General features: G+C 56.8%; 10 protein-coding genes, 1 rRNA gene and 1 pseudogene. 9 read left to right on the forward strand and 3 right to left on the reverse strand.

The genetic code is table 11. The features are described 5' to 3' along the window. From F6R97_RS13800 to F6R97_RS13810, 3 genes are all read right to left on the reverse strand, one after another. Positions 1-522: ribosomal RNA gene (locus F6R97_RS13800) — 16S ribosomal RNA — on the reverse strand; the annotation flags it as partial. Between the two features lie 652 nt (positions 523-1,174). Further along, entirely contained in the window at positions 1,175-2,395 is a 1,221-nt protein-coding gene (locus tag F6R97_RS13805; protein ID WP_038980283.1) for a CaiB/BaiF CoA transferase family protein, read from the reverse strand. A gap of 13 nt (positions 2,396-2,408) precedes the next feature. Then, positions 2,409-3,590: an acyl-CoA dehydrogenase gene (locus F6R97_RS13810; protein WP_007897013.1), complete on the reverse strand. Its 1,182-nt coding sequence runs from the start codon at positions 3,588-3,590 to the stop codon at positions 2,409-2,411. Positions 3,591-3,747: 157 nt separating this feature from the next. Between F6R97_RS13810 and F6R97_RS13815 the strand changes: the two genes are divergently transcribed. From F6R97_RS13815 to F6R97_RS13855, 9 genes and pseudogenes are all read left to right on the forward strand, one after another. Further along, positions 3,748-4,647, forward strand: coding sequence for a LysR family transcriptional regulator (locus F6R97_RS13815; protein WP_038980286.1), 900 nt, complete (start codon positions 3,748-3,750; stop codon positions 4,645-4,647). A 434-nt stretch (positions 4,648-5,081) separates the two neighbouring features. After that, the gene (locus F6R97_RS13820; RefSeq protein WP_038980288.1) at positions 5,082-6,203 is read left to right on the forward strand and encodes a Re/Si-specific NAD(P)(+) transhydrogenase subunit alpha; all 1,122 of its coding nucleotides are present in this window, start codon (positions 5,082-5,084) and stop codon (positions 6,201-6,203) included. Positions 6,204-6,218: 15 nt separating this feature from the next. Next, positions 6,219-6,542, forward strand: a complete 324-nt coding sequence (locus tag F6R97_RS13825; protein ID WP_003187010.1) for an NAD(P) transhydrogenase subunit alpha — start codon at positions 6,219-6,221, stop codon at positions 6,540-6,542. Further along, positions 6,542-7,978: an NAD(P)(+) transhydrogenase (Re/Si-specific) subunit beta gene (locus F6R97_RS13830; RefSeq protein WP_038980291.1), complete on the forward strand. Its 1,437-nt coding sequence runs from the start codon at positions 6,542-6,544 to the stop codon at positions 7,976-7,978. Before F6R97_RS13825 ends, F6R97_RS13830 begins: the two co-directional genes overlap by 1 nt. A gap of 189 nt (positions 7,979-8,167) precedes the next feature. Further along, complete coding sequence (locus F6R97_RS13835; protein WP_007902745.1) at positions 8,168-9,661, forward strand: acetyl-CoA hydrolase/transferase family protein; 1,494 nt, start codon at positions 8,168-8,170, stop codon at positions 9,659-9,661. A 319-nt stretch (positions 9,662-9,980) separates the two neighbouring features. Next, positions 9,981-10,196, forward strand: coding sequence for a DUF1127 domain-containing protein (locus F6R97_RS13840; RefSeq protein WP_030129620.1), 216 nt, complete (start codon positions 9,981-9,983; stop codon positions 10,194-10,196). A gap of 260 nt (positions 10,197-10,456) precedes the next feature. Further along, positions 10,457-10,661, forward strand: a pseudogene (locus F6R97_RS13845) (DUF1127 domain-containing protein). Between the two features lie 137 nt (positions 10,662-10,798). Then, positions 10,799-11,116, forward strand: coding sequence for a DUF2388 domain-containing protein (locus F6R97_RS13850; protein ID WP_007902756.1), 318 nt, complete (start codon positions 10,799-10,801; stop codon positions 11,114-11,116). A gap of 107 nt (positions 11,117-11,223) precedes the next feature. Further along, complete coding sequence (locus F6R97_RS13855; RefSeq protein WP_038980295.1) at positions 11,224-11,541, forward strand: DUF2388 domain-containing protein; 318 nt, start codon at positions 11,224-11,226, stop codon at positions 11,539-11,541. Positions 11,542-11,546 lie beyond the last annotated feature (5 nt).

Genomic DNA, 11,546 nt, shown 5'->3' on the forward strand with positions numbered 1-11,546 from the left:
GCGGCTGCTGGCACAGAGTTAGCCGGTGCTTATTCTGTCGGTAACGTCAAAACAGATACGTATTAGGTAACTGCCCTTCCTCCCAACTTAAAGTGCTTTACAATCCGAAGACCTTCTTCACACACGCGGCATGGCTGGATCAGGCTTTCGCCCATTGTCCAATATTCCCCACTGCTGCCTCCCGTAGGAGTCTGGACCGTGTCTCAGTTCCAGTGTGACTGATCATCCTCTCAGACCAGTTACGGATCGTCGCCTTGGTGAGCCATTACCTCACCAACTAGCTAATCCGACCTAGGCTCATCTGATAGCGCAAGGCCCGAAGGTCCCCTGCTTTCTCCCGTAGGACGTATGCGGTATTAGCGTCCGTTTCCGAGCGTTATCCCCCACTACCAGGCAGATTCCTAGGCATTACTCACCCGTCCGCCGCTCTCAAGAGAAGCAAGCTTCTCTCTACCGCTCGACTTGCATGTGTTAGGCCTGCCGCCAGCGTTCAATCTGAGCCATGATCAAACTCTTCAGTTCAAACATCTTTGGGTTTTTAAGAAACCCTAAACTTGGCTCAGCAATCGTTGGTTACATCTTTGATTTCTCGCGGAGTAACTTGTGATGCTGATAATCTTGTTGACTATCAGTCTGACTCCACAAGCACCCACACGAATTGCTTGATTCAGTTGTTAAAGAGCGGTTGGTTAAGATCTTTCGTCTCAACCGAGGCGCGCATTCTACAGCAGCCTCTGTTGCTGTCAAGCGGTTATTTTCAGAAGTTTTCAAAGTTTCGCTTGGAAATCTTTAACAACTTCAACCACTTGCGCTTCCGATCTCTCGTTAGCGGGAGGCGAATTCTACAGCGTTACACGCTGCTGTCAACACCTCTTTTTCTCCGCTTTCGACCGAGAAGATCGAACCGTCAATAAGGCGAAAACACACTGCCTTACCAACTCCTTCTGGCTTCGATGAACTGAAGCATAACCGCTGCCGAAAACTGCGTAACTCTTTGTTTACCAAGGAGTTTTCCGTTTCGACTGCGCCGGAAGTGGGGCGAATTATAGACTTCCAGAATCTGCCGTCAACCCCTGATTACGCTTTTCTATCAATAACTTGCGGAAAGCCGGAAAACTGCGCATCCCCCTCTATATAGAAGAGCAAAACCAGCCCTGCTATATAGAAGGAATCCTCAGAGCACTCCAGATGCCTTGAACTCAGCAACGACGCCGGCATCCAGACCCAACACCCGCTGCAGAACCTCCAGCGTGTGCTCACCCAACAAAGGAGGCGCACTACGGTACTCCACCGGAGTCTCGGACAGACGAATCGGGCTCGCCACCTGCGGCACCATACCTGCCAAAGCATGAGGCAGCTCAATGGCCAACCTACGCGCCTGAACCTGAGGATCGGCAAACATCTGAGCCAGATCATTGATCGGTCCGCATGGCACGCCTGCCTGCTCCAGCTGCGCCACCCATTCGGCAGTAGTCTTGAACACGGTCGCCTGGCGGATAAGCGGAATCAATACTGCTCGGTTAGCCACCCGCAATTTGTTGGTCGCAAAACGTGGATCATCCGCCCACTGCGGCTGACCAGCCACCTGCGCAAACTTGCGGAACTGCCCATCGTTACCCACAGTAAGGATGAAGTCGCCATCGGCCGTAGGAAAGTCCTGATAAGGCACGATATTCGGGTGAGCGTTGCCCAGGCGTTTAGGCGCAACGCCTGTAGTCAGGTAGTTCATCGCCTGATTGGCCAGACACGCCACCTGAACATCCAGCAATGCCATGTCTATATGCTGACCGCCACCGCCCTGGTCCCGATGAGCCAAGGCCGCCAGGATCGCTACCGTTGAGTAGAGACCGGTCAAAATATCTGTCAGCGCCACGCCGACTTTCACCGGGCCCGCGCCTTCATCTCCTTCGGGACGACCGGTCAGGCTCATCAGGCCGCCCAAGCCCTGGATCATGAAGTCGTAACCCGCACGCTTGGCATACGGACCTGTCTGACCGAATCCAGTGATCGAGCAATAGATCAGCTTCGGATTAATCGCCTTGAGCGATTCATAGTCCAGCCCGTAAGCCGCCAGACCACCGACCTTGAAGTTTTCAATGAGGATGTCCGACTTCGCCGCCAGCTCACGCACGAGCTGCTGCCCCTCTGGCCGCGTGAAGTCGATGGTCACTGATTGCTTATTGCGATTGGCGGACAAGTAATAGGCCGCCTCGCTGGTGTTCTCGCCATAGGCGTCTTTAAGGAACGGAGGCCCCCAGGCGCGCGTGTCATCGCCATTGCCCGGGCGCTCGACCTTGATGACTTCGGCGCCAAGGTCCGCCAGGATCTGCCCGGCCCAAGGCCCGGCAAGCACCCGCGACAAATCCAGTACCCGTAGATGCGAAAGCGCGCCCATGGCCGTTCTCCTATTAATAGAACGCCTGGATGCCGGTCTGCGCGCGACCGAGGATCAGCGCGTGGACGTCATGCGTACCTTCATAGGTATTCACCACTTCCAGGTTGACGAGGTGCCGAGCGACACCGAACTCATCGGAGATGCCGTTGCCACCCAGCATGTCGCGCGCCATGCGGGCGATATCGAGGGATTTGCCACAGGAGTTGCGCTTCATCATCGAAGTAATCTCGACGGCAGCAGTGCCTTCATCCTTCATACGACCCAGACGCAGGCAGCCTTGCAGCGCCATGGTGATTTCGGTCTGCATGTCAGCCAGCTTCTTCTGGATCAACTGTGTGGCCGCCAATGGACGACCAAACTGCTTACGATCCAGGGTGTACTGGCGAGCGGTGTGCCAGCAGAACTCGGCAGCGCCCAGTGCGCCCCAGGAAATACCGTAACGCGCCGAGTTAAGGCAGGTAAAAGGACCTTTCAAGCCCCGGACATCCGGGAAGATGTTCTCTTCAGGGACAAACACGTTGTCCATGACGATCTCGCCGGTTATGGATGCACGCAGGCCAACCTTGCCGTGAATCGCCGGAGCGCTAAGGCCTTTCCAGCCCTTCTCCAGAACAAAACCACGAATATCGCCCGCGTCGTCCTTGCCCCAAACCACGAACACATCGGCGATCGGGCTGTTGGTGATCCACATTTTGCTGCCAGTGAGGCTGTAGCCGCCTTCCACTTTGCGTGCACGAGTAATCATCGCGCCCGGGTCGGAACCGTGGTCAGGCTCGGTCAGACCGAAGCAACCGATCCATTCACCCGAGGCCAGTTTCGGCAGGTATTTCTGCTTTTGTGCTTCGGTACCGAATTCGTTGATCGGCACCATGACCAGCGAGGACTGCACGCTCATCATCGAGCGATAGCCAGAGTCGACACGCTCGACCTCACGGGCAATCAGACCGTAACTGACGTAGTTAAGGCCGCTGCCACCGTACTGCTCAGGAATGGTCGCACCCAACAGACCCACTTCACCCATCTCGCGGAAGATCGCCGGGTCGGTCTTCTCATGACGGAAAGCTTCGAGAACACGCGGCGCGAGCTTCTGCTGAGCGAATTGCTGAGCGGTGTCGCGAATCATGCGTTCTTCTTCAGTGAGCTGTTGATCCAGCAGCAGGGGATCGATCCAGTTGAAGCTAGCTTTACCGCCCATGAGTGAGTCCTCTCGAATCGGGTCAAATAACGTGGAGTGATCCTAGGCCGGGTTTGGCTTCACGACAAACGAGGATTTTGCATACTGTTGTGCTAATTTCTCACTCCGTAACGTCGCAAAATGGCTTATATGCGATGTATTAGTGAGGTTGACGTACATGCGCAGGAAGATCCCCAGCACTACCGCCCTGATCAGCTTTGAAGCGGCAGCGCGCCATGAGAGCTTTACCAAGGCCGCCCAGGAACTTTCCCTCACGCAGGGAGCAATTTGCCGACAGATCGCCAGCCTGGAGGAGTTCCTCAGCGTCGAACTATTCCGACGCTCCCGGCGCGGAGTGAAGCTGACGGAGGCCGGGCTTTCCTACAGCCGCCGAGTGGCCACCCAACTCGATGCGGTTGAACGCGACACTTTGTCAGTGATGGGCCAGCAAGGCGCCAACATGATCGAGTTGGCGGTGGTGCCAACCTTCGGCACTCAATGGCTGCTACCGCGACTCAAAGATTTTCAGCACAAACACCCGGAAGTGACGGTCAACCTTACCAACCGCACGCGCCCCTTCCTGTTTGCCGACACCGACTTCGACGCCGCGATCTATTTCGGCGACGCAGACTGGCCAGGTACCGAATCCCACAGGCTAATGAGCGAAAATCCGATGCCGGTGTGCAGCCCCACGTTACTGGGCAAAAAAACCAATCTGAGCCCTAGTGAAATCGCCGAACTGCCCCTGCTGCAGCAGACCACACGTCCTTATGCCTGGCGCCAGTGGTTCAACTCCCAAAACCTGAATATCCCGCGAGACATGACAGGGCCGCGTTACGAGCTATTCTCCATGCTTGCTCAGGCTGCGATGCACGATATGGGGATCGCGCTGATTCCACCGTTCCTGATTCAGCGCGAATTGGCAGAGAAGCGCCTGGTGATTGCCAACGCCCAGGCACTATCGAGCATTAAGGCCTATTACCTGATGATTCCCGAGCGAAAGATCGAATCTGCGTCTTTAAGGGCATTTCGCGATTGGCTGGTGATTCAGGCACAAGGCTACAGCCTAGAAGGATAAAGGCTCGCACTTATTAGCTGACCCCGTAGTCAGCAAAACAAAAGCACTACAGATATAAGTATTTGTCGCATATTGGCAGACTGTACTGAGGAGTAGCACAAACGTCCTACAAAGGCCTGAATACGTGGCCTTGAGCCTCTATTGGCAGGCAATGACGACTCATTCACCGTGCCGATGTGTAAATTCTTGAATTTTGGACAGAATCCTCACAAGCCACGGCCTACAAGGGATTGCGCCGATCACTGCGACATTCGGTCACGGGGTGACTTGTAGTTAATTTTCCGTCACCCGTCATAATCCCTTGAAGGGCACAAAGTTCGCCTGCAAAATGCCGCGCCCCGCCCTGATTTGGCGGGATCGTGCTGATCGGCCACCCCAGACGCACCATCCGAAGTGCCTGGGTTTACTCAACAAGATCACGCAGGAGATTTGACGTGCACATTGGTGTTCCTCTCGAAACCCAGACGGGTGAAACACGGGTTGCTGCAACCCCGGAAACCATCAAGAAGCTGATCGGCCAGGGTCATAAGGTCACTGTGCAAAGCGGCGCCGGCATTAATGCCAGCGTTGTCGACAGTGCTTATGAAGCGGCAGGCGCAACCATTGGCAGCGCCAATGATGCATTTGGCGCAGAGCTGATTCTCAAGGTGGTCGCCCCCAGCGACAGCGAGCTGACACTGATAAAGAGCGGCACCGTTGTGGTGGGCATGCTCAATCCGTTCAGCAATGAAACCATCGCAAAAATGGCCGAGTGCGGCATTACCGCGTTTGCGCTGGAAGCCGCGCCGCGTACCTCCCGCGCCCAGAGCCTGGATGTGCTGTCGTCCCAGGCCAACATCGCCGGCTATAAAGCCGTGTTGCTGGCCGCTCACCACTATCCACGCTTCATGCCGATGCTGATGACTGCTGCGGGCACCGTGAAAGCGGCGCGCGTGCTGATTCTTGGCGCTGGCGTAGCCGGTTTGCAGGCGATTGCCACGGCGAAACGTCTGGGAGCAGTCATCGAAGCGTCCGACGTGCGTCCTGCCGTGAAGGAACAGATCGAATCCCTGGGTGCGAAATTCGTCGATGTGCCGTACGAAACCGATGAAGAGCGCGAATGCGCCGTCGGTGTCGGCGGTTACGCACGCCCCATGCCGGCCAGCTGGATGCAGCGCCAGGCCTTGGCCGTGCACGAACGCGCCAAGCAGGCTGACATTGTCATCACCACCGCACTGATCCCGGGCCGCAAGGCGCCGACGCTATTGAGCGCCGAAACCGTGGCGCAAATGAAGCCAGGCTCGGTGGTCATCGACCTCGCGGCAGCCCAGGGCGGCAACTGCCCGCTGACCGTGGCCGATCAGGTGGTCGTCGAAAATGGCGTGACCATTTGCGGCCCGACCAATCTGGCCGGCGCAGTCGCGGCCGATGCCTCGGCTCTGTACGCGCGCAACCTGCTGGACTTCCTGAAGCTGGTCTTCAACAAAGAAGGCCAGTTCGAAGTGAACCTCGAAGACGACATCGTCGCCGCGTGCCTGATGTGCCGCGACGGCCAAGTCATCCGCAAAAACGCCTAAGCAGGGATTCAGACGATGGAAGAGCTTATCTCCCCCGGTATCTACAACCTGATCATCTTCGTGCTGGCGATTTATGTCGGTTATCACGTGGTGTGGAACGTTACACCTGCACTGCATACGCCGTTGATGGCGGTGACCAACGCCATTTCGGCGATTGTGATCGTCGGCGCCATGCTGGCGGCAGCTTTGACCGTGACCCCGCTGGGCAAGACCATGGGCACCCTGGCGGTGGCTCTGGCGGCAGTGAACGTGTTCGGTGGTTTCCTCGTGACTCGCAGAATGCTTGAGATGTTCAAGAAAAAAGCCCCGAAAGCCGTAAAAGAAGAGGCGCCCAAGTAATGAGCATGAATCTGGTAACGACGCTCTACCTGATCGCGTCGATCTGCTTCATCCAGGCCCTCAAAGGCCTGTCACACCCAACCACGTCGCGGCGTGGCAATGTCTACGGCATGCTTGGCATGGCGTTGGCGATCCTCACTACCGTGGGCCTCATCTATAAGCTGGGCGCTGAGCTTGCTACTGCCGGCATCGGTTACGTCATCGTGGGTCTGTTGGTCGGCGGCACTGCCGGCTCGATCATGGCCAAGCGTGTTGAAATGACCAAGATGCCGGAACTGGTCGCCTTCATGCACAGCATGATCGGTATGGCCGCAGTGTTCATCGCGATCGCTGCGGTGGTCGAGCCGCAATCCCTGGGCATCGTCAAGCAACTGGGTGATTCCATTCCTGCCGGTAACCGCATGGAGCTGTTCCTCGGCGCGGCCATCGGTGCAATCACCTTCTCCGGTTCGGTGATCGCGTTCGGCAAGCTGTCGGGCAAGTACAAGTTCCGCCTGTTTCAGGGCGCACCGGTACAGTTCGGCGGTCAGCACAAGCTGAACCTGCTGCTGGGCCTGGCGACACTGGCTCTGGGCATCACCTTCATGCTGACCGGCAACCTTAGCGCTTTCGCCCTGATGCTAGCCCTGGCCTTCGTGCTGGGCGTGCTGATCATCATCCCGATCGGCGGCGCAGACATGCCCGTCGTGGTGTCCATGCTGAACAGTTACTCCGGCTGGGCAGCAGCGGGTATCGGCTTCTCGCTGAACAACTCGATGCTGATTATTGCCGGCTCGCTGGTCGGTTCTTCCGGTGCGATCCTCTCGTACATTATGTGCAAGGCGATGAACCGTTCGTTCTTCAACGTGCTGCTCGGCGGTTTCGGCAACACCGCAGATGCCGCTGGCCCGGCAGGTTCGAAAGAAGCCCGCCCGGTGAAATCCGGTTCGGCTGACGACGCCACCTTCCTGCTGACCAACGCCGACACCGTGATCATCGTTCCGGGCTATGGCCTGGCGGTGGCCCGTGCGCAGCACGCATTGAAAGAGCTGACCGAGAAGCTGACCCACCGTGGTGTGACCGTGAAGTATGCGATTCACCCGGTTGCGGGCCGGATGCCTGGCCACATGAACGTATTGCTGGCCGAGGCCGAAGTGCCTTACGACCAGGTGTTCGAGATGGAAGACATCAACTCCGAGTTCGGTCAGGCCGACGTGGTGCTGGTGCTCGGCGCCAACGACGTGGTTAACCCGGCGGCCAAGAACGATCCGAAATCGCCGATTGCCGGCATGCCTATTCTGGAAGCGTTCAAAGCCAAGACCATCATCGTCAACAAGCGCTCGATGGCCAGCGGCTATGCCGGTCTGGACAACGAACTGTTCTACCTGGACAAGACCATGATGGTTTTCGGCGACGCCAAGAAAGTCATCGAAGACATGGTTAAAGCCGTCGAGTAATACCCTTCGGCAACCTGAACGCCCCGACTCGTCGGGGCGTTTTTGCTTGTGGCTGTTACGGATCCTGTAACGGTGTTTTGTCTGAAAGACCCAGAATAGACGCCTCGAATGCGACCTTGGTAGCGGGACGCTGGCTCATCAAATTCACTAGACTGCGCACCTTGCTTCCGTTGCCCCGAGAAAATAATTATGTACCGTGACCGTATTCGCTTGCCTTCGTTGTTGGACAAGGTGATGAGCGCCGCCGACGCTGCCGCTCTGATTCAGGACGGCATGACCGTCGGCATGAGCGGCTTTACCCGAGCCGGCGAAGCCAAGGCTGTGCCTCATGCACTGGCCGAGCGCGCCAAGGTCACGCCGCTGAAAATTACCCTGATGACCGGTGCCAGCCTGGGCAACGACCTCGACAAACAACTGACTGAAGCCGGCGTACTGTCGCGACGCATGCCGTTCCAGGTGGACAGCACCCTGCGCAAGGCGATCAATGCCGGCGAAGTCATGTTCATCGACCAGCACCTGTCGGAAACCGTGGAGCTATTGCGCAACCAACAACTCAAGCTACCGGACATCGCGGTGATCGAAGCCGTGGCAATTACCGAGCAGGGCCATATCGTGCCGACCACCTCGGTAGGCAACTCGGCCAGCTTCGCGATTTTCGCCAAACACGTGATCGTCGAGATCAACCTGGCGCACAACCCGAATCTCGAAGGTCTGCACGACATCTATATCCCGACCTACCGGCCGACCCGCACGCCTATTCCGCTGGTGAAGGTCGACGACCGCATCGGCAGTACCGCCATCCCGATACCGCCCGAAAAAATCGTCGCGATCGTGATCACTAATCAGTCCGACTCGCCGTCCACTGTCTTGCCGCCTGACAGCGACACACAGGCCATCGCTGATCACCTGATCGATTTCTTCAAACAAGAAGTGGCTGCCGGGCGCATGACCAACAAGCTAGGCCCGCTGCAAGCCGGTATCGGCACTATTGCCAATTCGGTGATGTGCGGCTTGATCGATTCGCCGTTTGAAGACCTGACCATGTACTCCGAAGTGCTGCAGGATTCGACTTTCGACCTGATCGACGCTGGCAAGCTGAGCTTTGCTTCGGGCAGTTCGATCACCCTGTCGAGCCGGCGCAATGCCGATGTGTTCGGGAATCTGGAGCACTATAAGGACAAGCTGGTGCTGCGCCCTCAGGAAATCTCGAACCATCCCGAAGTGGTGCGGCGCTTGGGCATCATTGGCATCAACACTGCCCTGGAGTTCGACCTATACGGCAACGTCAATTCCACCCACGTCTGCGGCACACGAATGATGAATGGCATCGGCGGCTCCGGCGATTTCGCGCGCAATGCGCACCTGGCCATCTTTGTCACCAAGTCGATTGCCAAGGGTGGCGCGATTTCCAGCGTGGTTCCCATGGTCAGCCACGTCGACCACACAGAACATGACGTCGACATTCTCGTGACCGAAATAGGCCTGGCCGACCTGCGTGGCCTGGCACCGCGTGAGCGCGCGCGGGTCATCATCGACAACTGCGTTCACCCGGACTATCGACCTGCCTTGAATGACTACTTCACTGCCGCTTGCGCAGTCGGCGGGCATACCCCGCACATCCTTCGCGATGCCCTGAGTTGGCACATAAACCTGGAAGAAACCGGGCGCATGCTCGCGGTGTAATTGATACAGATTGCAGCTGACGCAAACACAGTTTCGTCAGCTCGCGGTGATAACACCCAACGCCGCCAAAAACTGTACTGCTGTACCGGTCTTTTCCTACGGTATTTTCCTATCTTTTGCGCTGTATTGAGCAGAAATGCACCGTATTAGTGCAGACAGGTACAGTTGCCTCAATTTCGACCAGTACACTGCCTTTTAACAGTTAACTGGTCTCTCACAATACAGGTGAACTGTATCTACAGAGACTGGCCAAACGAGAGGATCATTGGCATCAGTTAAACCACTACCTAATCCCGCCATAAGCGGAAGGATGTCAACCATGGAACGTACACTCAGTTCCGAACTGTTCTTCGAAGATACTGCTGCAAAAACCCAGGCTTCCATGCCTCTGCGCGTTATCGCCAACCTGATGCTGTGGCAGCGCCGCATCACCAGCCGCCATCAACTGGCTCGTCTGGATTCGCGTCTGCTGGCTGACGCCGGGATTAGCGAAGCACAACGCTACGAAGAGCTGAGCAAGCCGTTCTGGCGCTAAGTTAGCGTCGCTGGCTCTGATCCTCCGGATCCACCGCCAGCACCCCGAATTGAACAAACAAAACCCGTCGTGGGAAACCACGACGGGTTTTGTCGTTTTGGAGCTTTCATATTGGGCCTTACAGAAGAGATAACCGCTAACAGGTACAGTTTATAATTTATACAAAATGAACCAGTACAATTTCATCAGAGTGTGTCTGTGCCCACAGGCGAAAGGGGGTCACCATTGAATCCCGACACGTTGGCAAAAGGACCGCGCCCATGAATAACTTACTAAATGTTTCCATCGTCACACCGCAAGCGAAGCCCCGCTTGGCCAGGCTTCGAGGATTACTGAGAGCGTTTGCCGCTGGAAAGGGCTCGCACCCGACGGTTACTGGGCCAACTCAATGATCAACAGCTCTCGGATCTGGGCATCAGCCATGCCGAGCGCCTCAATGAAGTGGACAAACCGTTCTGGCGCTAACTTTCCCCATTAACAGACGGGGACTGTTCTAACCGAGGTGCACAGGCCTAATATCCAGCTAGAACGTGGCGAACGCTTTACGACAGGCGTCTGATCCTGAGCCACCTCTAAATCGGTCTATCCAAAGGAGCTACCCCATGTCCCGTCTACGTCTGCTCAGCGCTGCCGCCCTGCTTGCCGTTGCTGCCAATTCCCACGCCACCAGTTTTATCGTGACCACCGATTCCATTGTTGGTGGACTGAAGGCGTCCTCTGACGCAACGTCGGATGTCTCGTCTTCCTTTCGCGACGACAAAATCGTCCGTGCTGCTCGTGACGATGCCGCCAGCTTCGTCGCCAGCGAAGGCGCTATTCGTGGTGTGAAACTGGAAAGCGCTCTCGACCATATCCGCCAACAGACTCCACAACTGAATGCGACCGACGCACAGCTGGCCCAGGCCATCCTGACGATCTAAGCGACAGCTCTGACGCGGGACACGCCCGTCGTGTCCCAATGTTTCGGCGCTGGCTCTAGCCCGGGCATTGCGCTAGCCTTGGGACTCGCTTTCAGCTATCGAGTCTCATGCGTTTTCTTTCCAATCTGTCGATCACTGCGGTTTTTCTTGCGGCTTGCTGGTCGGGTTCGGCCCACGCCTTCGATGCTTTCAACCTTTCTACGCAAGGCACCGTGGCCAGTGGTTATGCCTCCAGCATGGTGACCTCCGCGCCCTTCGACCATAAACTGCTGATCGCCGCCCGGGATGACGCTGCCGCGTTCGTTGCCAGCGACGGTCAGCTGCGTGGATCGCAACTGGAGTCCGCCTTGATTTACCTGCGTCGGACCCAGCCAAAACTTCATGCCAGCGACCTTGAACTGGCGCAGGCAATTCTCGTCCAATAGTTATC

The organism is Pseudomonas sp. JV414, from assembly GCF_032424305.1.
Classification (GTDB): Bacteria; Pseudomonadota; Gammaproteobacteria; order Pseudomonadales; family Pseudomonadaceae; genus Aquipseudomonas; species Aquipseudomonas lini.

Coding starts and splice junctions, on each gene's coding strand:
- F6R97_RS13805 (WP_038980283.1), bottom strand. CDS start 2,395: ATGGGCGCGCTTTCGCATCTACGGGTACTGGATTTGTCGCGGGTGCTT.
- F6R97_RS13810 (WP_007897013.1), bottom strand. CDS start 3,590: ATGGGCGGTAAAGCTAGCTTCAACTGGATCGATCCCCTGCTGCTGGAT.
- F6R97_RS13815 (WP_038980286.1), top strand. CDS start 3,748: ATGCGCAGGAAGATCCCCAGCACTACCGCCCTGATCAGCTTTGAAGCG.
- F6R97_RS13825 (WP_003187010.1), top strand. CDS start 6,219: ATGGAAGAGCTTATCTCCCCCGGTATCTACAACCTGATCATCTTCGTG.
- F6R97_RS13830 (WP_038980291.1), top strand. CDS start 6,542: ATGAGCATGAATCTGGTAACGACGCTCTACCTGATCGCGTCGATCTGC.
- F6R97_RS13835 (WP_007902745.1), top strand. CDS start 8,168: ATGTACCGTGACCGTATTCGCTTGCCTTCGTTGTTGGACAAGGTGATG.
- F6R97_RS13840 (WP_030129620.1), top strand. CDS start 9,981: ATGGAACGTACACTCAGTTCCGAACTGTTCTTCGAAGATACTGCTGCA.
- F6R97_RS13850 (WP_007902756.1), top strand. CDS start 10,799: ATGTCCCGTCTACGTCTGCTCAGCGCTGCCGCCCTGCTTGCCGTTGCT.
- F6R97_RS13855 (WP_038980295.1), top strand. CDS start 11,224: ATGCGTTTTCTTTCCAATCTGTCGATCACTGCGGTTTTTCTTGCGGCT.